This is a genomic window from Providencia sp. PROV129 (assembly GCF_028482245.1).
Classification (GTDB): Bacteria; Pseudomonadota; Gammaproteobacteria; order Enterobacterales; family Enterobacteriaceae; genus Providencia; species Providencia vermicola.
In genome coordinates, this window is sequence record NZ_JAMPQD010000003.1 from 44329 (window position 1) to 65477 (window position 21149).

Below are 21149 nucleotides of genomic sequence, written 5' to 3' on the forward strand. Positions count from 1 at the left end.
ATCTTAGCAATTTGCTAAATCGTTAAAGTTGCAAAAGTATACCCACTTTAACAAAAGATAGAAGCGTTATTCTATCAGTCTGTATTAGCGGGGCATATTCAGCTTAATTCGCTCATTTGCTTCTAGGTAAAGCTGTTATATCAGAGAAATCCATTTTCAAACGAGAGCGACTAATGTTTTAGATACAAAACGATTAATCACGAAAAGATACTAACATGTCGTGAAATATTTGATAGTACTATAGCACCAACAAACAAACGATTTTGTAACAAAACAGCGACTATTAAATATAAGAAAGTAACATCAGATAAAAAACAGATAACATCTTTTGATGAAAATGTTTCTCAAATCCGTTCACATTACGGTGTCTTATAGTATTGTATAAAGCAGCGAAGTAGTGCGATATCGAATATAACGAATTAAAAGGTTACTTATGACCCAGTTAAGACAAGCGAAATATCGTCAGGATTATCAAGCCCCTGATTATACGATTACAGAGATTGACCTCGATTTTAATCTTGACCCTGTTAAGACCGTAGTAACCGCAGTGAGTCAGGTGAAACGCATTAATCCACAATCTTCAACCCTGGAATTACATGGCGAAGATTTATCATTAATGAGTATCGAAATTGATGGAAACGCGTGGGCAGATTATCAACAAGCTGAAGGTAAATTGATTATTAAATCATTACCTGAATCTTTTACGCTGCGTATTGTGAATGAAATTAGCCCTGAAAAAAATACGGCGTTAGAAGGTTTATATGTTTCAGGTGATGCTCTATGTACGCAATGTGAAGCAGAAGGTTTCCGCCATATTACCTTTTATCAAGACCGCCCAGATGTATTAGCGCGTTACACCACAACCATTACTGCAGACAAAACGCGTTATCCTTATCTTTTATCTAATGGTAACCGTATTGCAGAAGGCGAGTTAGAAAATGGCCGCCATTGGGTTAAATGGGAAGACCCATTCCCGAAACCAAGCTATTTATTTGCATTGGTCGCGGGTGATTTTGACGTATTAAAAGATATTTTTATCACTCGTAGTGGCCGAGAAGTGGCGTTGGAATTATTTGTCGATAAAGGTAATTTAGACCGAGCGCCATGGGCGATGCAGTCGCTAAAAAATGCCATGAAATGGGATGAAGAGCGTTTCGGTTTAGAATATGACCTTGATATTTATATGATTGTCGCCGTTGATTTCTTCAATATGGGAGCAATGGAAAATAAGGGCTTGAACGTCTTTAACTCCAAATATGTGTTAGCCAAAAGTGATACGGCAACAGATAAAGACTATCTGAATATTGAATCCGTGATTGGCCATGAATATTTCCATAACTGGACGGGCAACCGCATTACTTGTCGTGATTGGTTCCAATTAAGCCTAAAAGAAGGCTTAACGGTTTTTCGTGACCAAGAATTTAGCTCAGATTTAGGCTCTCGATCAGTTAACCGAATTAATAATGTTAAAGTGATGCGCGCGGCACAATTTGCGGAAGATGCAAGCCCAATGGCTCACCCAATTCGCCCTGAAAAAGTAATAGAAATGAATAATTTCTATACATTAACAGTGTACGAAAAAGGTTCTGAAGTCATTCGGATGATCCACACCTTACTTGGTGAAGAAATGTTCCAAGCAGGGATACAGCTGTATGTTCATCGCCACGATGGCAGCGCAGCCACATGTGACGATTTTGTCCAAGCAATGGAAGATGCGTCAAATGTCGACTTGTCTTTATTCCGCCGCTGGTATAGCCAATCAGGTACACCAGTATTAACAGTACGTGATGAATATTCGCCTGAAAAACAGCAGTATACATTGCATGTTAGCCAAATGACGCCGCCGACGTTAGATCAAACAGAAAAACTGGCTCTGCATATTCCTCTGGATATTGAGTTATATGATGAGGAAGGGGCAGTTATTCCATTAAAACGTGGTGGGAGCGTGGTAAACTCAGTGCTTAACATCACTCAAGAGACACAATCTTTTGTGTTTGATGAAGTCACAACTCGCCCAGTGCCGTCTTTATTACGCGAATTTTCTGCGCCAGTTAAGTTAGATTATAACTATAGCGATGAACAATTAGCGTTTTTGATGCAGCATGCCAGCAACGAGTTTTCACGTTGGGATGCCGCTCAGCAGCTGATCAACAACTATGCAAAGATCAATGTCGCTAAATACCAAAAAGGTGAAGAACTTGTTTTACCTGAGTCGGTAGTCGATGCTTTCCGTGCCGTTTTATTGAGTGAATCAATTGATCCTGCGCTAGCTGCATTGATCTTAACGCTGCCATCAGAGAATGAAATTGCAGAGCTATTTACAGTTATCGATCCTGTTGCTATCCACGAGGTGATCAATTTTATTCATCACCGATTAGCCAACGAGATGTCTGATGAATTCTTGACGGTATACCGCTCGATTAATATTGATGGTTACCGTGTCGATCATCAAGATATTGCAAAACGATCGTTACGTAATGTTTGTTTGCAATATTTAGCGGTAAATGATGATGCAGTGATGGCGAATAAACTGGTCGAAGATCAGTATAAAAATGCGGATAACATGACGGATTCACTGGCAGCACTGACAGCTGCTAATGAAGCACAACTGCCTTGCCTCGTACAATTGATGGCTGATTTTGATGAACGCTGGCACCACGATGGCTTGGTAATGGATAAATGGTTTACATTGCAAGGTTCAAACCCAGCAAAAGGCACGTTATCAAATGTGCGTAAGCTGTTAAATCACCGTTCATTCAGTATGAGTAATCCGAACCGTGTTCGTTCGTTAGTTGGCGCTTTCACGGCAGGTAACCCTGTTAATTTCCATGCAGAGGATAGCAGTGGCTATCAGTTCCTGTATGAAATTTTAGTCGATCTGAATACTCGTAACCCGCAAGTCGCATCTCGCTTAATTGAGCCTCTTATTCGCTTAAAACGTTACGATGAAAAGCGTCAAGCTCAGATGCGTAACGTGTTAGAGCAATTAAAAGAACTCGATAACTTATCGGGTGATTTATTTGAAAAAATTACCAAGGCGTTAGAAAGCTAATTAGTCCACGGTTAAATATAAGAAAATCCCAGATATTGTCTGGGATTTTCTTTTTCAACGAGTAACCGCATGACGATAGGTCACCTCCAGCTTATGTGAAACCTAATTTGCAGTGATAAATTCAACTAAACGCATTTTTATTGATTTTTTCATGGCACATAAGCGTTCAAATAGGGTAATCTATAGCGCGTTTTATCCGACGAAACATCGTTTGCACTTTAGTGTTCACTAAAGCTTATGTTCATAAAGCTTAATTGCTGGTGGCATTGGGTGCGTGCGACATGATGTCTTTCTTATTGAAACGCACTAGCAGAATATAGGTTATTGGATATGTTATATCACCTTGCCCGCAAGGCACTATTCCAGTTCGACCCCGAAAAAGCGCATGAAATGACTTTTCGCCAGCTTCAACGTTTAAACCATTCCCCTTTTCAATGTCTGATTCGCCAATCTGTTGCTACCAAACCAACCCAATGCATGGGACTCTCGTTTAAAAATCCACTTGGGCTTGCCGCGGGTTTGGATAAAGACGGTGAATGCATTGACGCATTTGGTGCAATGGGGTTTGGGTTTGTTGAAATTGGTACTGTGACGCCACGTCCTCAGTCAGGAAATGATAAGCCAAGGCTTTTTCGCTTAGTTGAAGCGGAAGGGATCATTAACCGCATGGGATTTAATAATAAGGGTGTTGATAACCTTGTTGAGAATGTTAAAAAATCCAATTATGGCGGGATTATTGGCATTAATATTGGCAAAAATAAAGATACCCCTGTTGAGCAAGGTAAAGATGATTACCTTATTTGTATGGATAAGGTATATGCACATGCAGGTTATATTGCCATTAATATCTCGTCACCTAATACACCAGGTTTGCGTTCATTACAATATGGTGAAGCACTCGACGATTTATTAAGTGGAATAAAAGCAAAGCAATTAGAACTGCAATCATTGCACAATAAGTATGTCCCTGTTGCTGTTAAAGTGGCACCTGATTTATCCGAAGAAGAAATTATTCAAGTCACAGATAGCTTAGTCCGACATAATATTGATGGTGTTATCGCAACTAATACCACGCTAGATCGCTCTCTTGTCCAAGGTTTGAATCACTGCAATGAAATGGGTGGATTAAGTGGACGTCCTGTTCAATTAAAAAGCACCCAAGTGATTAAACTTATTTCTCGTGAATTAAATGGCAAACTTCCGATTATTGGTGTGGGTGGAATAGATTCATTAACCGCAGCACGTGAAAAAATGGAAGCAGGTGCTTCATTAATTCAAATTTATTCTGGTTTTATTTATCATGGACCAAAATTAATTAAAGATATTGTCAATCATATCTAGTAAATTGTAAATTTACTTAACAAGGGGGTTTCTTTATGCCCCCTTTTAAACTATATTGCTAATAGTGGCTATTTTTATATCAATTTTATTTCAATTTTCAGCGAATGTGTTATTTGACAATAACATTATCCAGTTGTCTGCAAGGCGAATTATTTAGCGTATAAAAATTAGCTGTAGAGTAAATTTAGGAAAGATCGTATTGATGATCGTTCTTATATATATTTACCGGTAAATCGCTAAAGGATCCGTTTATGAATATTAAACCAGATGATCATTGGCGTTGGTATTTTGATCATGACCATGACAGGGTGATGTTAGATCTCGCCAACGGCATGATATTTCGTTCATGTTTTCCAGCTAAAATGCTGACGGTATTTGCTCGTAATGAAATGCCATTTAGTATTGAGGACGCTGGGGAATTTTATTTATTTGATGAGCAAGCTAAACGATTAAATATTACACAAGAAGAAAGGGCCGAATTAGTGCTTAATAGTCTTGTGGCTTATCGTTTTTTAAAACCGCAAATGCCAAAAAGTTGGTATTTTTCTTCATTCCATGCGATTAATACGCCCAAGCAAGGGCAGATTATTCAAGTGTGCTTAGAAAATAGCCATCATTATTCCACATTTATTATTGCGGAAGCTGGATCTTGTGCAAGTTTGTGTTTATTGGCAGAGCCAGTTCTGGAATTACCTGATCGTGTTTTAAGATTTTGTGATCCAATTAAGATCATGAATGATCGCATGCTTGAATATTCATCTAAAGCCAAACGACAGTTATATGGAAATGTGGTTTGATTGATCATCATAGATCACATCAAAAAACGAATAAATAAAATTATTCTTTTCAGTATGATCATTAATTTGGCTGTTGGAATGTTAACACCATCATAAATAAAAATAGATGATGGTGTTAAATATCCAAAATTAAATTTTACTTAAATGCTAGTTTTAATGCTGTTTTAGGGATACAACTGCAGGCTAATATATAACCATTTTCCCTAATTGCACTTTGTTTTAATGGCGTCACTTCACCAGACACTAATTTAATTTTACACCGACCACAAATACCCGCTCGACATGAATAGGGTATATTTAAACCGTGAGATTCAAGTTGTTCAAGGATCACATTTTGGTTATCACCTTCATATTCGGTTTCGTCGAAAATTAAGCTGACTTTGCTAACTTGATATTTAGTATCTTGCGTGGAAAGGTCATTTTCCCTTTCTTGCATTAAATATTGTTTGGCGGTCTTAGTTTCTAATACGGTTAATGTATCACCAACACGAATGACGCCTGTATTTTGAATTATTACATTTTGCCCAAAATCGACATCACCGTTTTCATCTGAGCGGAAAGTTTGTAATGTCGCTAATGGCTCGCTATTGGGGTGTTTAATGCCTTTTTCTGGGCTTACGGTTGTGAGGATACAGCGACTGCAAGGCCTATCTAAAGTAAAGACGACATCCCCAATTTGAATCGTTTTCCACGTGTCTTCTTCAAACGGTTTTGCGCCAGTAATAATTAAGTTACCCCGAAATTGTTCAAGTTTAATACTGGCAGGGCAGCGGCGTTGTAGTTCTTGAACTGACGCTTCATTTATTAACAGAAAAGGGTAGCCATCGGCAAATGACATCGGTACGTCTTGGTATTCTTTCACGCGACGAGAAAGCAGTGGGCTCAGCCAACGTAACTGAACGGGCTCATCAAAAAAGGTGCTTAACCAGCTGTTTATTGTTTCGGGTGCGATGAGTGCGTGAAAATGATTGCCCCAAACTTCGGTAGGGCTCTGTTTCTCATCAAAGTCCTGATACAATACTGTTGCACTTTCACCATTGGGGGCTCGAAGATGAAGTCCATTATTGAGCATAACAGGTGTAAACAGTAACATTTGCGGGTATTTTCTCGCCGTAATAAATTTACCTTCCAGCGTGGTTATCATAAAATTACGATCAAAAGTCAAACCGCTAGTATCAGCGAAGGCATGAGATAAGCGCACCCCTCTCATGGATTTTACTGGGTGCGTATAAAGGCGCGAAAGCGTGATCATTTTTTAATCCTTATAATTGTGCGCAGCAACTTTATGACAACTGCATAAGATTAGCTATAATGCGCAACAATTTTTCATCGAAATCGGTAATAAATACTATGAATTTTCTGTTTGCCAGCACAGCTCGTGGCCTAGAAGAACTACTGAAAACGGAACTGGAAGCTCTCGGTGCTAGCCAGTGCAAAGTGACCCAAGGGGGCGTCTATTTTCAGGCCGATGAACGGGTCATGTACCAAAGCTTACTGTGGAGTCGGCTGGCATCGCGTATTTTATTGCCATTGAATGATTTTGATGTCTACAGTGACTTAGATTTATACCTTGGTGTACAGGCGATTGACTGGTCTGAAATTTTTTCTGTGAATGATACGTTTGTAGTGCATTTTACAGGGACTAACGAAGAAATTCGTAATAGTCAATATGGCGCCTTAAAAGTGAAAGATGCCATTGTCGACAGCTTTGTTCGCAAGTTAGACCAACGTCCTGATGTTGCACGCCAACAGGCAGATATTCGTATTAATGTGTACCTGAATAAAGAAAAAGCCAGCGTAGCGTTAGATTTAAGTGGCGATTCTCTGCATATTCGCGGTTACCGTGACTTAGCAGGGCAAGCGCCATTAAAAGAAACGTTAGCCGCGGCGATCATTAACCGTTCTGGTTGGCAGCAAGGTACACCATTAGTTGACCCAATGTGTGGTTCGGGGACGTTATTAATCGAAGCCGCGATGATGGCAACAGACAAAGCACCGGGTTTGCATCGTACCCATTGGGGATTTTATGCATGGTCAAAATTTAATGCCGAATTATGGCGCGAGCTAACCACAGAAGCACAAGTGCGTTTTCGCCAAGGCTTAAAAGAGAATACTTCGCGTTTTTATGGCTTTGATATTGATAAGCGTGTGCTGGAAATGGCGCGCGCGAATGCGCGTCGGGCAGGCCTTCAAGATGTCATTACCTTCAATCAAGGTGATGCGGCTGCGTTAGAAAACCCCGTTAAAACAGAAGCAGTCGGTACCATTATCAGTAACCCACCATATGGTGAGCGTTTAGAAAGTGAGCCAGCCTTAATTGCCTTACACAGCCAATTAGGCCGTGTCGTGAAAGCGCGTTTCCCAGGCTGGCGTTTATCGATTTTCAGCGCTTCACCTGAATTATTAAGCTGTTTGCAATTACGTTCAGAGCGCGAATTCAAAGCGAAAAATGGTCCATTAGATTGTGTACAAAAAAATTACCAATTAGCGGCTACGCCTTCTGAAACCGTTGCGGAAATTTCCCCTGATTTTGCGAACCGTTTACGTAAGAATTTGAAAAAATTAACGAAGTGGGCAAAACAGCAGGGTATTGAAAGCTATCGTGTCTACGATGCTGACTTGCCTGAATATAATGTTGCAGTCGATATCTATGGTGACAAAGTGGTGATCCAAGAATATGCACCACCAAAAACTGTTGATGAACGTAAAGCACGTCAGCGTTTATTTGACGTGATCACGGCGACGATGAACGTATTAGAATTAACATCAAATCAATTGGTGTTAAAAACACGTCAGCGCCAAAAAGGCAAACAGCAATACGAAAAACTGGCACAAAAAGACGATTTCTTTTTGGTGCAAGAATACAATGCCAAAATGCTTGTTAACCTAACTGACTACCTTGATACAGGGCTATTTTTAGACCACCGAATCGCACGTCGTATGTTAGGAGAAATGAGCAAAGGTACTGATTTCTTAAACTTATTCTGTTATACGGGTACGGCAACCGTGCATGCAGGTTTGGGGGGCGCGAAAAGCACGACATCAGTCGATATGTCCCGTACTTACCTTGAATGGGCAGAAAAAAACTTACAAGCGAATGGGTTAACGGGGCGTCAACATCGCTTAATTCAAGCTGATTGTTTAGGCTGGCTAGCAAACAGCAATGAACAATTTGATCTGATCTTTATTGATCCGCCTACATTCTCAAATTCAAAACGCATGGATGGCACATTTGATGTGCAACGTGACCATGTACAACTGATTACACATTTAAAACGACTATTACGCCGCGGCGGAACTGTGATGTTCTCAAACAACAAACGCGGTTTCAAAATGGATATGGAAGCAATCAAAGAGCTAGGACTACAAGCACAAGAAATCACTGCGAAAACGCTTTCTGAAGATTTTGCACGTAATCGTCAAATTCATAACTGCTGGTTAATTCGCCACGCAGAGTAAAGGATAGAATCAATGGCTTTAATTAATTTATCGGGTGCATACCTTTCCTTCAGTGATGCGCCATTACTTGATAATACTGAAATTCATATTGAAGATAACGAGCGTGTTTGCTTGGTTGGTCGAAACGGTGCGGGTAAATCAACCCTGATGCGTGTGCTGACGAAAGAACAACCTTTGGATGATGGCCAACTGGTTTACGAACAGGACTTAGTTGTTGCACGCTTGCAGCAAGATCCTCCGCGTAATGTGGAAGGCACCATTTTTGATTTCGTTGCAGAAGGTGTTGCGGAGCAAGCGCAATACCTGAAGGATTACCACCATATTGCCAAAGTGGTGGAAGAAGATCCTAGTGAGAAAAACTTAAATAAAATGGCTGAATTACAAGAAGTTCTTGATAACCGTAATTTATGGTTATTGGATTCTCGTATCAGCGATGTGCTGAAAAAATTGGGCTTACCTGCGGATGCGGAGCTTTCCTCCCTTTCTGGGGGATGGCTACGTAAAGCGGCGCTGGGGCGTGCGTTAGTGAGCAACCCACGGGTTTTATTCTTAGATGAGCCAACAAACCACTTAGATATCGAAACCATTCTGTGGTTGGAAAACTTCCTTAAAGATTTCCAAGGCAGTATCGTGTTTATTTCCCATGACCGTTCATTTATTCGTAATATGGCAACCCGTATTATCGATTTAGACCGCGGACAGCTAGCCTCATGGCCAGGGACATATGATGATTATTTAGTCAGTAAAGAAGAAGCCTTGCGCGTTGAGGAAATGCAAAATGCAGAGTTCGATAAAAAACTGGCTCAAGAGGAAGCGTGGATCCGCCAAGGTATTAAAGCGCGTCGTACCCGTAACGAAGGGCGTGTTCGTGCCCTGAAAGCACTGCGAGTTGAGCGTTCAGAGCGCCGTGAAGTGATGGGAACAGCGAAAATGCAAGTGGGTGAAGCAGCCCGCTCAGGTAAAATTGTTTTTGAAATGGAAAACGTTAATTATCAAATCGATAATAAAGTTCTAGTAAACGATTTTTCTGCACAGGTGATGCGTGGTGACAAAATTGCATTAGTTGGGCCAAATGGTTGTGGTAAAACCACACTATTGCGCTTAATGCTAGGTGATTTACAAGCAGACAGCGGTCGTGTGCATTGTGGTACAAAACTGGAAGTTGCTTATTTTGACCAACATCGAGCTGCATTAGACCCTGATAAAACTGTCATGGACAACCTAGCGGAAGGCAAACAAGAAGTGATGGTAAATGGCAAGCCACGCCATGTATTAGGCTACTTGCAAGATTTTATGTTCCCACCAAAACGTGCAATGACACCTGTCAGAGCCTTATCAGGTGGTGAGCGTAATCGGTTATTATTAGCTCGATTATTCTTAAAACCAAGTAACTTACTGATCCTTGATGAACCGACCAATGACCTTGATGTCGAAACATTAGAGTTACTTGAGGAGTTAGTGGATGGTTACCAAGGAACTGTCCTGCTAGTGAGCCATGATCGTGAATTTGTTGATAATAGCGTAACAGAATGCTGGATCTTTGAAGGCAATGGCATTATTAACCGTTTTGTGGGTGGCTATTTTGACGCGCAAAAGCAAAGAGCACAAACCGTGAGTTTGAAAGCCGAACAAACGAGTAAAGTAGCTGCGCAAGAAAAAACAGCCAAGCCAAAAGAAGTGGCAAAGCGCCCAAATAAACTCAGTTATAATTTATTACGTGAACTGGAACAACTACCAGCTAAGCTTGAACAACTGGAAACGGAAATTGAAGCACTGCAAGCTAAAGTTGGTGATGCGGATTTCTTCAATCAACCTCATGATGTTACAGAGCAGACATTAAGCCAGTTAGCAGCAAAAGAAGCGGAACTGGAACACGCGTTTGACCGCTGGCAAGAGCTTGAATTGCTTAAGAACGGATGAGCTAATTAATCGATTAGAGGAGCGAATATTCTTTGTGTACCCATGAGTCTCATGAACATGTACTTTGTCCTCAGTGCGATATGTTGGTTGCGGTTCCTGAATTGGAACAAGGCAGTAAAGCAACCTGTCCACGCTGTGAGACGACATTAGTTTCAAAGTGGCGATATCCGTATAAGCAGCCCGCTGCCTATGCGTTTAGTGCGTTGATTATGTTATTCATTGCGTGCATGTTTCCCTTTGTAAAAATGAGCGCAGCGGGTATTGAAAATGAAATTTCGCTTTTTCAAATCATTGAAATTATCGCCACGACGCGTTATAGCGGTCTGGCGCTATTTTTCTTGTTTTTCTCTTTAGTCATACCTGCTTTTTGTATGGTCACCATTATCCTTTTAGGGCTACAAGTTCATATTCCTAAAGGGATTAAAGTAGTGATCACGCGGATTTTATTCCAAATGAAAGCATGGTGCATGGCGGAGATTTTCTTAGCGGGTGTTTTAGTCAGTTTCGTCAAATTGATTGCCTACGGTGATATTGGTATTGGGCTAAGTTTTTTGCCTTACTGTATATATTGCATGTTACAGGTGAGAGCATTCCAATGCCTGGATAGGCATTGGTTGTGGAATCGTATTGAAGCTGCACCAAAGCTCATACATCCATTGAAAGTGGGTCAAACAGGTATAAGCCAAAATATACGCTTGTGCTTGGTTTGCACTGCGATTTTACCTGCGGAACAGTCTAAATGCTCACGTTGCCATTCCTATGGCAGTGTTCGTAAGCATCAAAGTTTACAATGGACATTGGCGCTGCTTGTGACGTCCATTATGTTATATATTCCTGCAAATGTGCTGCCGATGATGACGACAAACACATTAGGCAGTGACTTAAACTCCACAATTATTGATGGGGTTATTTTGCTGTGGGGGGATGGTTCATACCCCGTTGCTATGGTTATCTTTGTCGCCAGTATTATGGTTCCTACGCTGAAAATGATTGGGATTGCTTGGTTGTGCCTTGATTCAAAAGGGTATGGCAACCGTGATCCTCATCGTATGCATTTTATTTATGAGCTGGTGGAATATGTTGGTCGCTGGTCAATGATTGACGTATTTGTGATTACGATTTTGGCCTCTTTAGTCCAAATGGGGCAGTTAATGAGCATCGTTCCTGCGATGGGGATTATTTTCTTTGGTGTTGTCGTGATTTTAACGATGTTTGCGGCGATGACATTTGACCCTCGATTGACTTGGGATCGTTGTGATGCGAAAAATGCAGTGAATACTGCTGAACAAGAAGGAGCCATAGGGTGACCTCACAAGAAACACCACAGGCTAATGCCAAAGTCAGTAAGCTAAAAAGTTGGTCACCTGTATGGGTGATCCCAATTGTCACAGTTTTACTTGGGGCCTGGATCTTATTTTATCACTTTAGTAACCAAGGCCCAGAAGTGACATTGATCACTTACAATGCGGAAGGAATCGAAGCTGGTAAGACCAAAATTAAAAGCCGCAGTGTCGATATCGGTGTTGTGGAAAGCGTGACGCTAGATGACAATTTTAGTCGTGTCATCATTAAAGCGCGTTTAAATAATGAAATGAAAGAGTTACTTCGTACTGACTCGGCATTTTGGATTGTTAAACCTGCAATTGGTCGCGATGGTGTTACAGGCCTAGGAACGTTACTTTCAGGAGCTTATATTGAGCTTCAGCCTGGTCTTGCAGCAAAAGAACACTTTGAATTCACCTTGTTAGATACACCACCTTTAGCATCTCCTGATGCTAAAGGTATCCGCGTTATTTTAGCCAGTGATAAAGCGGGGCAGCTCAATCCAGGTGACCCTGTCTTATTCCGTGGTTACCGCGTAGGCTCTGTCGAAACCAGTAACTTTGATATGGATAAGCGCGATATGCGTTATCAACTGTTTATTAATGCGCCTTATGACAAACTTATCAGTTCAAACGTGCGTTTCTGGAAAGACAGTGGCATTGCCTTTGATATGTCATCTCAAGGTGTACATGTCGAAATGGGGTCAATTGCCACTTTATTAACCGGCGGTGTAAGTTTTGATGTCCCTGCGGGATGGGTTCCTGGAGCCAGTGTTAAGGAAAATACAGAGTTTGAACTGTTTGATAACCAAAGCAGTATTCAAAATTCACTGTATACCCAGTACCAAGACTTTGTTCTCTTTTTCTCTGATTCTGTACGTGGACTGCAGCCTGGGGCACCTGTTGAATTCCGGGGTATTCGTTTAGGGACTGTTGCACAGGTTCCGTTCTATACCGCGGGTTTAGACCAATCACTGGATAATGACTTTAGAATTCCTGTCCTTATTCATATCGAACCAGAGCGTTTTTCTAAAGATGTAGGCGCGAATTTTAATTTAAAAAATGAATTAAAATTAGCAATGAAAGATGGGTTAAGAGCATCATTAAAATCGGGTAATTTACTGACAGGTGCACTATTTGTTGATTTAGACTTTGTCCCTAATGCTGAGCCATATAAAGGCCCAACGGTGGTTGCTGGGTATAAAATCATTCCAACGACCAGTGGTGGTTTAGCGCAGATTCAGCAAAAAGTGATTGCAGTGCTGGATAAAATCAACAATATGCCAATTGAGCCTATGTTGAACCAAACCACACAAACGTTAGCAGAAGGGCAAAAAGTGGTAAAAGAAGCCAACGCAATGTTAGTTGAGCTGAATAAAGTAATGGCAAGTAAAGAGTTCCAAAATTTACCACATGATTTACAAAAAACGTTGCAAGAAATGAACCGTGCAATGCAAGGCTTCCAACCAGGCTCACCTGCTTATAATAAGATGGTGGATAATATGCAGCGTTTAGACCAGGTCTTGAGAGAAGTTCAGCCACTGTTAAGAACGTTAAACAATAAGAGTAATGCATTAGTCTTTGAAGCCGAACCAACTAAGGATGTACAGCCGAAAGGAGTTAAAAAATAATGAGATATCTGATATCGATATTTGTTTTGTTGTTGGCAGGGTGCAGTAGTACACCAGAAAAAATGTATTACCAGTTGCCAATACACGCTTCTGAAACGCAATCTGTGGCGGTGATGAATAAAGGCCAAGTATGGTTGCAGCGCATTATGTTATCGGATGTATTGACGTCGAACGGCATCACTTATCAAACGACAGATGTAAGCTACACCAATGCAAGTACACACTTATGGGCAAGCCCATTAGAGCAGCAACTAGGGCAGTCAATGGTGAGTGAATTGTCTGCAGCGTTACCTGAAAAGCTAGTTTCGTTGCAGCCACTACAAAACTCACCAGATACCTTAGATATTACACTCACGGCTTTTAATGGTCGTTATGATGGTAAGGTGCTCATTCAAGGCTTCTGGACATACTCAAAGGATAAAAATGTGATCCGTCGTAATTTTGATGTCCAACTGGATCAGCAGGAAGATGGTTATCCTGAATTAGTCCGTACGTTGGCAGCAGGTTGGCAGCAAGTTGCCAAAGGGATTGCTGATGAAATTAATAAACACTAATTAATCATCTTTTAATTCGTTTTCTAAGTGCACTTTAGGTATACGTAATGATTACTATTACCTGAGGTGCATTTTTTTGTCATTAGAAATTCTGTTTAAACACGCTTTTAGGGTAGGTTTAAAAATAGTCGTTTTTAGTTATTCTAAAATGATGATTATTAAAGAGATATTTATAAATTTCAATAGATTCAAATGGTTGTTATAAATGGGCTATACAAGTCACATTTATGCCAATTATGACAAATATATGAAAATCTTTACTTGATTTTCTGTTCGGTGGGCGCTATTTCTATAGAGTACCTATTAAGAAATAGTAGGTGCTGTTTTCTTTTCCATTTAAATGATGAGGGAAGTAAGGCATGAAAAGACAGAAGCGAGACCGTTTAGAAAGAGCTTTATCAAGAGGTTATCAAGCTGGTTTAGCAGGGCGCTCTAAAGAATTGTGTCCATATCAGGCTGTAGATGCTCGTTCGCACTGGTTAGGTGGTTGGCGTAAAGCGATGGAGGATCGAACCGTAGCCGTTGTTTAACCCCACTATTATCTGAACCTTTAGGTTAAATAACCTGCCTGTCTTTTGGAATTATTTGTGGGTTTTTAAATTAAAGGTATCACTCAATTTAAGAACCTCCGCAATTGCGGAGGTTTGCATTTCAGTGACTTAGAAAGCGCTGGTATCTTTGAATAGACCGACTTTTAAGTCTGTTGCGGTATAAATTAATTTACCATCAACGAATACTTCACCATCAGCTAAGCCCATGATCAGCTTGCGGTTAATCACGCGTTTGAAACTGATACGGTAAGTGACTTTTTTCGCTGTTGGCAGAACTTGGCCAGTGAATTTAACTTCACCCACACCTAAAGCACGGCCTTTACCTTCGCCGCCTAGCCAGCCGAGGTAAAAACCAACTAACTGCCACATAGCATCAAGACCTAAACAACCAGGCATAACAGGGTCATTAGTAAAATGACAGCCAAAAAACCAAAGTTCAGGATTAATATCAAGCTCAGCTTCGACATAGCCTTTATCAAAGGTGCCACCATCTTCGGTCATTTTGACGATGCGATCCATCATCAACATATTTCCTGATGGCAGTGGAGGGCCATTTTCCCCAAATAACTCGCCTTTTCCAGAAGCAATTAAATCATCTTTTGTGTAGGACTCGCGTTTATCAACCATGTTCTTCAGATAGCCTTTATTATGTGTAGGGGTACAGGATAGCTTACACTTGTACGCTGAACAACTCCGATCTGCTATTTTTTACGCAATCTTTACTTAACTCATCCACTTCAAGAACCAAGGAAGTCTGGCTTTATCAGGGGAATTGGCTTGGTTAATACGTTCTTGAATTAAAGCTAACAAGTGTACGTTATCTCCTTCCACTTGCTGTTCAAAGTAAGGTTGTTTCGTTAATAATGTAATCGCTTGAGCAACATGTTCGACAGGCCAAATATGGAATTGACCCGCTTTTACAGCTTCAACTACTTCTGCTTTGGTGCATAAATGGCGCACGTTAGCCATGGGAATAATCACACCTTGCTCGCCTGTTAAGCCGCGTTTTTCGCAGATATCGAAGAAACCTTCAATTTTCTCGTTGACTCCACCGATTGGTTGGACATAACCAAACTGGTCAACAGCACCTGTCACCGCAATTTGCTGGTCAATAGGCTGTAATGCTAAGGCGCTTATTAACGCGCATAGTTCAGCGAGAGAGGCACTATCACCATCAACCTCACCATATGACTGTTCAAAAACAATTGATGCTGAAAATGGCTGTGGTTGTTCCAGTTTCAGTTCATAGTTTAAGTAAGCTTGCATGATCATCATGCCTTTAGCATGAATATTACCGCCAAGCTCTGCTTTGCGCTCAACATCCGTGAATTCACCATCACCAAGGTGAGCAACACAGGTAATCCGAGATGGCTCGCCAATCGCTTCTGGATGTCCAGGATATTGCAAGACAGATAATCCATTGATTTGGCCAATAACTTCGCCTTCTGTTTTGACGAATATTTGTTCTTGTAAAATATCATCTTGCGTACGCTCAGCCAGAAAACTGTGTCGCCATAAGCGGTTTTCAATTGCTTTGGTAAAGGATTCTTGCGTAAGCTGCCCATTGATTGAGTAATGGGATGCATCTATCAAGCTGCGTGTTAACCAAGGGGTATCTAGTGGTAGATTGAATTTATCTTCACAATAACGCGTCGCTTGCTGAATAAAAGGAACCCACCCATCAGCGACTATATTAGGTAATGAATTTGTTTCTATAATGGATTTGATATAACTCATCCACAGGGACAATTGTTCTTCATCTTCGAAGAACATGATAGGTTCATATTCCCCATAAATAGCGCTATCGAAGATTTCTGGTGCACTATATTCAAGTTCTTCTAATGCGAGCCTATCCCCAACAACCACGACGTTGAGCTCAAGGGGATGAGGCTCTATAGCAATAGGTAATGGTTGATTTTCAGAGTAGGGCAACCATTCTAATTGGCGTCGGTTAACCATGTTTTTTAGACGGTTCCACATAAGTGGTTGGCTAATTAATGCGTTTGCTGCTATTACAAGCACGCCACCATTAACTTGATGAACTAGGCCCGGGACGAGTTGCAATGATGGAGTAACATAACCCAATAATTGCTCTGGTTCTACCCAATGCCGATAAGCGATAGGTTGCTGAGTTGAAAAACGGCTTTTAATGCCGTCTTTCCACTGGAAAGAATGTTTATCTTCAGATAATTGATAATCCCCATCAATGACTGATGTGTTTTCTAGTAATGAGTTAATTGCATTTGCATAAGTGCAAAGATACTCCTCACTTTCATCAGATTTGATAAACATAAAGCGGGTATGCGCTAATTCCTTAACGAAACGCTGCATTCCATCAAATAGCCGAGGTTGAATATCGGAAAATGTTGCGGGATTCAGAGATTCTGAAGAGACTAAATGTGTCTGAAATGACGATAAATTAGGAATTAGGCCTTGCCATGTTAGTTCTTGACTGATCACTATGATTATCTGCTATTAATAGGGTTATAAATAAAATGCCTGCCAGTTAGCTGGGCGCATGTACTTGATTGTGTTTATTCGGTCAATTGACCATTCGTATTGTTTGTTTTATAAACGATTTTCAAGCCAGTAAATTACCCAGTGGGCAAGACTGTTATATTAGCCTTTGATAGGCAATCTTGCAGCAATAATTGTTGAAATATCGATTAGAATAACGAAAACATGAGCACAACAGGGAGTGTCATTGGCCAAGTGAAGCCAATTAATAGAGCACTAAGTAGACGCATAATACAGCTTGGATCTTTCGTGATAAATAGGGTGAATAACATTGCACATAGGCCGCCAACCCCATAGATGACGAGTATGTTTTCAAAAGTTGACATGCATGATGATAAAATTGTTAACAGGTGGATGCGGATTCTACACTATTTAGACAAGGAACGGTTATTTTCTTTGCTGAAAAAATGAATATTTAACTAAATCGAATTTCTGCTTGAGCATTTTGTTTATAATATTGCTAATATAAAGATAGGTTCGGTTTTCTTCAGGAAAAATTATGAAATATCAGCAGCTTGAAAATCTTGAATGTGGCTGGAAATGGGAGTACCTCGTGAATAAAGCACGTGCTGGCGAAGCGATTACCCGTTACATCGAACGAAGCGCAGAAAAAGAAGCGATAGAATTGCTGTTAAAAACGGAAAATAGACCTAGCGAAGTGCTTAAATGGATTTCACTGCATATGAATCCTGATCTTGATAACCGGATGAAGCAAAGCATTCGAGCTAGGCGTAAACGATATTTTAATGCAGAGCACCCGCATACACGAAAAAAATCAATAGATTTGAATTTTTCAGTTTGGCAACGTTTATCTAATTTAGCGGTAAAACGGAATAAAACATTGTCAGAAACGATCATCCAGTTGATCGAAGATGCAGAACATAAAGATAGATATGAAAATCAGATGAGTACATTGAAACAGGATCTCCAAGCAATACTAGGCACTACAAAAAATCGTGGTGATGAATAATGCATTGATGGATGATCGTTAGGTATCTTGACTGGATTAGTAAAAAGTTGGATTAGCTGCTATTAAAATAGATTTTGAATAATCTAAAGCCTCCATAGTTTTAAGTCAAAAAAAACCCCAATCGCAATTGGGGTTTTGTATTTAGTTCAAAATTCAAACGAGGGCTAAGAATTAAGCGCCTGGTTGAGTAACAACTTCAGTTGTACCTTGAATTTCGATTTCAACGCGACGGTCTGGCGCTAAGCACTCGATCAGAGCAGCACGGCCTTTAACAGCGTCACATTTGTTGCCAGTTACTGGATCTTCTTTACCGCGACCTTCAGCTGCGATTGCAGATGCTGGAACGCCTTTAGATACTAAGTAATCAACAACTGACTGAGCACGTTTTTGTGACAGTGGCAGGTTGTAGTTTTGTGAACCGATACGGTCTGTGAAGCCAACAACCAGTACACGACCTTGAGTTGGGTCGATGCTGCTCAGTTCGTTGTACAGTTCGTTCAGAGCTTGCTGACCTTCTGGTTTCAGAGAAGCTTTGTTGAAGTTAAACAGAACGTCTGAACGCAGTGTGAAACGTTTGTTTTCAACAACTGGAGCTGCTGGCTCAACAACTGGAGCTGGAGCAACTACTGGAGCTTCTTCTTGACCAAAGCGGTAAGCAACACCAACACTCAGCATGCCGTTGTCTGGACGAGTACCGATATTGTCTTTATCACCTAAGTTGCTAACCCATTGGTAGTCTAAACGAGTAGCCCACTCTGGAGTGATTGCGTACTCAAGACCCAATGCGTATACAGGCGCAACGCCAGTATCAGTTTCTTTGTAGTTACGTTGGTTAGCTTTAGCTTCTGTACGGTAAACCATACCACCCAGACGAGTATAAACGTCTAAGTCATCCATGATTGGATAGCTTAATTTAGTGGTTAATGAAACACCCATAGAGGTTAAGTCGCCTTTGTCAGCGCCTTTGTATTTCATTTTACCAAACCAGTCGTAACCTAATTCGAAGCCCATGTACTGGTTGTATTGGTAACCAGCAAATGCACCTGCACCTAAAGTGTCACGCTCAGTAGAACTACCTACTGATGGGCCACCGTTAGGAGTGAATTTAGTGTCTTCGTAATGAGACCAACCTAATTTAGCACCTGTATACCAAGTGTTATCTTTTGGAGCTGCTTGAGCAACTGTTGCAAAAGCGGCTACTGCCACTGCTACTGCGATAGCTGTTTTTTTCATTTTTACGCCTCGTTATCATCCAATATTGGCATGGCCTCAATGAGCCTTATTATTCGCCATTGGTTCAATTTACTTGCTAGGTTTCGCAGACATTATCTACAAAAAATTAATAAAAGTAAAAAATAATGCCGTAAGCTTAACAAGCTAAAGTCTACAACGAACTTAGAAAGATACAAGTAGAGTGAGCAATAAACGTTAAAAAAAGTATTTTTTTAGTGTATAAATCAGAGAGATATGTATATTTCGTATTATGATTGTTTTTTATCTATCTGATTGATCTTCAATGCTTTTCATTTCACTTTAGGGATAAATATTTCTAAAGGTTAAATTTAGTAAGAAAATTCTTAATCTTGGTTAGTGATAGTGAGTTGAATGAATTTTTAGGTTGTTTAGCTGTCCTGATTGCATACTCACCATATTATATGTTTTTTGTGGGCGCATAATAAAGCCGATAGAATGACCTTCTTGTGCTGCATCTTGTAAGCGAACAAAATCTTGTTCATTTAATTCAGGTAGCCATCCTAAAACAACACTGTAATTACCACTCTTTAATGCTTTTTCCATTGCATCAATGGTGGTTATTGGTGCCATATGATTTAACTGCATAACCTTATGTGTAGGAATACCCGCTTGTTCTAACCAGTGTTTACTAAGTTTTTTGTTTGGGCTTAACCACAGTAACCAACGTGATTGAACACCAAACTGACGCAGCATAGGCAACAAGATGAAATCCATTATAGGATGTTTTTCATCGTAGACAAGTTCACTCACCATACCTTGCTGCATTGAGCCATTGGTTGGCTCCGCAGTTTGGAAAGATTGTGTGTAATTATTAAGAGAATGTTCTGTTGTGTTATTCCAAGAATAGATGCTCATAATTCACCTCGCAACAATGCTGTATGAACATACAGTAACTGTATATCCATCCAATATCAAGACTATTTTTTCAAAGCGCTTCGCAACTTTGGTGTTTTTCTATGCATTCTACTTGGCATTTTTTATTGAAACTCTCAGAATTGGTTATGCGTAATTGCTTGTAATGAAAGAAATAATAAAATTAATTTTCTCAAGGATGAAAGTTAACCAGGCCCAAAAAGGAGTTAAGGTAAATGTTGTTATCAGAAGAAAAAATTTTTTATTTGTACCGTTTATTAAACCAGTTGGGTGAGCTTAAACGCAAAAACCACTTTGGCGGATACTGTTTATTAGTCGATGATGCGATTGTGGGATTATTACTGGATGGGCATTTTTATCTCAGAGGGTGTTTGTTAGCGAGAAGCCACTTTGAGGCCTCGGGGCTTGATAGGCTAGTCTATACTAAAAAAGGTATCCCATTGGAAATGCGTTATTACCAGCTATCAGAGCAAATGTGGTGTGACGAAAAGCGTCTTCTACAACTTATTGAAATTGCTTACCATTCTGCTGTTGAGGAACTGCAACAAAAGCAGGTTACAACGCGTAGAATAAAAGATTTACCGAATATGAATATGTCTGTTGAAAGGGCTTTGGGGAAGATAGGGATCTTGCATGCTGACGATTTACGCATGGTGGGTGCGAAAGCCTGTTTTATGAAGTTAAAACAACATGGAAGGCATAAGCCAAGTATTAAGTTGTTGATTGGTTTAGCCGCCGCGATTGAAGGGTGCCACAGCGCAGTATTACCGAAGACAATTAAGCAAGAGCTAATTGCCTGGTATAATAGTTTTGAATTAACGACAATGTGATAGCGTCATCGTAAAGGTGCTTAATTAAGCCGTTTAATTGACAGCACTGCATAAAACAGAAAATCAAGCGGGTATTAA

At 40.4% G+C, this 21149-nt stretch carries 17 protein-coding genes; 11 read left to right on the plus strand and 6 right to left on the minus strand.

The window, feature by feature from the left end:
• The first annotated feature begins 433 nt into the window (after nucleotides 1-433).
• From pepN to PSF27_RS01400, 3 genes are all read left to right on the plus strand, one after another.
• A complete protein-coding gene (gene pepN / locus PSF27_RS01390; protein ID WP_206086661.1) occupies nucleotides 434-3052 on the plus strand; it encodes an aminopeptidase N in 2619 nt (872 codons plus the stop codon).
• Nucleotides 3053-3382: 330 nt separating this feature from the next.
• The gene (pyrD, locus tag PSF27_RS01395) at nucleotides 3383-4393 is read left to right on the plus strand and encodes a quinone-dependent dihydroorotate dehydrogenase (protein WP_206086662.1); all 1011 of its coding nucleotides are present in this window, start codon (nucleotides 3383-3385) and stop codon (nucleotides 4391-4393) included.
• Nucleotides 4394-4644: 251 nt separating this feature from the next.
• On the plus strand, nucleotides 4645-5190 hold the full coding sequence (locus PSF27_RS01400; RefSeq protein ID WP_206086663.1) for a cell division protein ZapC: 546 nt from the start codon (nucleotides 4645-4647) through the stop codon (nucleotides 5188-5190).
• A gap of 136 nt (nucleotides 5191-5326) precedes the next feature.
• Here PSF27_RS01400 and PSF27_RS01405 read toward each other — a convergent pair whose 3' ends face one another.
• The gene (locus tag PSF27_RS01405; RefSeq protein WP_272538747.1) at nucleotides 5327-6442 is read right to left on the minus strand and encodes a YcbX family protein; all 1116 of its coding nucleotides are present in this window, start codon (nucleotides 6440-6442) and stop codon (nucleotides 5327-5329) included.
• A 98-nt stretch (nucleotides 6443-6540) separates the two neighbouring features.
• Between PSF27_RS01405 and rlmKL the strand changes: the two genes are divergently transcribed.
• The 6 genes from rlmKL (at nucleotide 6541) to rmf (ending at nucleotide 14606) form a co-directional block, all read left to right on the plus strand.
• Nucleotides 6541-8649, plus strand: coding sequence for a bifunctional 23S rRNA (guanine(2069)-N(7))-methyltransferase RlmK/23S rRNA (guanine(2445)-N(2))-methyltransferase RlmL (gene rlmKL, locus PSF27_RS01410; RefSeq protein ID WP_272538746.1), 2109 nt, complete (start codon nucleotides 6541-6543; stop codon nucleotides 8647-8649).
• A 12-nt stretch (nucleotides 8650-8661) separates the two neighbouring features.
• Nucleotides 8662-10569, plus strand: a complete 1908-nt coding sequence (locus PSF27_RS01415) for an ABC transporter ATP-binding protein (protein ID WP_206086666.1) — start codon at nucleotides 8662-8664, stop codon at nucleotides 10567-10569.
• Between the two features lie 32 nt (nucleotides 10570-10601).
• Nucleotides 10602-11876 (plus strand): membrane integrity-associated transporter subunit PqiA, encoded by a 1275-nt coding sequence (gene pqiA / locus PSF27_RS01420; RefSeq protein ID WP_206086667.1) that lies wholly within the window; start codon nucleotides 10602-10604, stop codon nucleotides 11874-11876.
• Nucleotides 11873-13522, plus strand: a complete 1650-nt coding sequence (gene pqiB, locus PSF27_RS01425; protein WP_206086668.1) for an intermembrane transport protein PqiB — start codon at nucleotides 11873-11875, stop codon at nucleotides 13520-13522. Before pqiA ends, pqiB begins: the two co-directional genes overlap by 4 nt.
• Complete coding sequence (gene pqiC, locus PSF27_RS01430) at nucleotides 13522-14076, plus strand: membrane integrity-associated transporter subunit PqiC (protein ID WP_206086669.1); 555 nt, start codon at nucleotides 13522-13524, stop codon at nucleotides 14074-14076. Before pqiB ends, pqiC begins: the two co-directional genes overlap by 1 nt.
• A 359-nt stretch (nucleotides 14077-14435) precedes the next feature.
• Nucleotides 14436-14606 (plus strand): ribosome modulation factor, encoded by a 171-nt coding sequence (gene rmf / locus PSF27_RS01435; RefSeq protein ID WP_004909639.1) that lies wholly within the window; start codon nucleotides 14436-14438, stop codon nucleotides 14604-14606.
• A 129-nt stretch (nucleotides 14607-14735) separates the two neighbouring features.
• Here rmf and fabA read toward each other — a convergent pair whose 3' ends face one another.
• The 3 genes from fabA to PSF27_RS01450 all read right to left on the minus strand — a co-directional run bounded on the left by fabA (nucleotide 14736) and on the right by PSF27_RS01450 (nucleotide 17470).
• Nucleotides 14736-15254 (minus strand): bifunctional 3-hydroxydecanoyl-ACP dehydratase/trans-2-decenoyl-ACP isomerase, encoded by a 519-nt coding sequence (fabA, locus tag PSF27_RS01440; RefSeq protein ID WP_206086670.1) that lies wholly within the window; start codon nucleotides 15252-15254, stop codon nucleotides 14736-14738.
• 96 nt (nucleotides 15255-15350) lie between these two features.
• Nucleotides 15351-17087: a Lon protease family protein gene (locus tag PSF27_RS01445; protein WP_272680742.1), complete on the minus strand. Its 1737-nt coding sequence runs from the start codon at nucleotides 17085-17087 to the stop codon at nucleotides 15351-15353.
• 206 nt (nucleotides 17088-17293) lie between these two features.
• A complete protein-coding gene (locus PSF27_RS01450) occupies nucleotides 17294-17470 on the minus strand; it encodes a GhoT/OrtT family toxin (RefSeq protein WP_206086672.1) in 177 nt (58 codons plus the stop codon).
• A gap of 173 nt (nucleotides 17471-17643) precedes the next feature.
• Here PSF27_RS01450 and matP point away from each other — a divergent pair, with 173 nt between their 5' ends.
• Nucleotides 17644-18114, plus strand: coding sequence for a macrodomain Ter protein MatP (matP, locus tag PSF27_RS01455; protein WP_272680743.1), 471 nt, complete (start codon nucleotides 17644-17646; stop codon nucleotides 18112-18114).
• Between the two features lie 171 nt (nucleotides 18115-18285).
• On the opposite strand, the gene ompA is transcribed toward matP, so the two are convergent.
• Both ompA and sulA read right to left on the minus strand, forming a co-directional pair.
• Complete coding sequence (ompA, locus tag PSF27_RS01460; RefSeq protein ID WP_206086674.1) at nucleotides 18286-19347, minus strand: porin OmpA; 1062 nt, start codon at nucleotides 19345-19347, stop codon at nucleotides 18286-18288.
• A gap of 354 nt (nucleotides 19348-19701) precedes the next feature.
• A complete protein-coding gene (gene sulA / locus PSF27_RS01465) occupies nucleotides 19702-20223 on the minus strand; it encodes an SOS-induced cell division inhibitor SulA (protein WP_206086675.1) in 522 nt (173 codons plus the stop codon).
• A 233-nt stretch (nucleotides 20224-20456) separates the two neighbouring features.
• Here sulA and PSF27_RS01470 point away from each other — a divergent pair, with 233 nt between their 5' ends.
• On the plus strand, nucleotides 20457-21071 hold the full coding sequence (locus PSF27_RS01470) for a TfoX/Sxy family DNA transformation protein (protein ID WP_206086676.1): 615 nt from the start codon (nucleotides 20457-20459) through the stop codon (nucleotides 21069-21071).
• Nucleotides 21072-21149: the final 78 nt, after the last annotated feature.

Excerpts from the sequence above, each read along its gene's own strand:
- pepN (WP_206086661.1), top strand. The coding sequence starts at position 434 with ATGACCCAGTTAAGACAAGCGAAATATCGTCAGGATTATCAAGCCCCT.
- pyrD (WP_206086662.1), top strand. The coding sequence starts at position 3,383 with ATGTTATATCACCTTGCCCGCAAGGCACTATTCCAGTTCGACCCCGAA.
- PSF27_RS01400 (WP_206086663.1), top strand. The coding sequence starts at position 4,645 with ATGAATATTAAACCAGATGATCATTGGCGTTGGTATTTTGATCATGAC.
- PSF27_RS01405 (WP_272538747.1), bottom strand. The coding sequence starts at position 6,442 with ATGATCACGCTTTCGCGCCTTTATACGCACCCAGTAAAATCCATGAGA.
- rlmKL (WP_272538746.1), top strand. The coding sequence starts at position 6,541 with ATGAATTTTCTGTTTGCCAGCACAGCTCGTGGCCTAGAAGAACTACTG.
- PSF27_RS01415 (WP_206086666.1), top strand. The coding sequence starts at position 8,662 with ATGGCTTTAATTAATTTATCGGGTGCATACCTTTCCTTCAGTGATGCG.
- pqiC (WP_206086669.1), top strand. The coding sequence starts at position 13,522 with ATGAGATATCTGATATCGATATTTGTTTTGTTGTTGGCAGGGTGCAGT.
- rmf (WP_004909639.1), top strand. The coding sequence starts at position 14,436 with ATGAAAAGACAGAAGCGAGACCGTTTAGAAAGAGCTTTATCAAGAGGT.
- fabA (WP_206086670.1), bottom strand. The coding sequence starts at position 15,254 with ATGGTTGATAAACGCGAGTCCTACACAAAAGATGATTTAATTGCTTCT.
- PSF27_RS01450 (WP_206086672.1), bottom strand. The coding sequence starts at position 17,470 with ATGTCAACTTTTGAAAACATACTCGTCATCTATGGGGTTGGCGGCCTA.
- matP (WP_272680743.1), top strand. The coding sequence starts at position 17,644 with ATGAAATATCAGCAGCTTGAAAATCTTGAATGTGGCTGGAAATGGGAG.
- ompA (WP_206086674.1), bottom strand. The coding sequence starts at position 19,347 with ATGAAAAAAACAGCTATCGCAGTAGCAGTGGCAGTAGCCGCTTTTGCA.
- sulA (WP_206086675.1), bottom strand. The coding sequence starts at position 20,223 with ATGAGCATCTATTCTTGGAATAACACAACAGAACATTCTCTTAATAAT.
- PSF27_RS01470 (WP_206086676.1), top strand. The coding sequence starts at position 20,457 with ATGTTGTTATCAGAAGAAAAAATTTTTTATTTGTACCGTTTATTAAAC.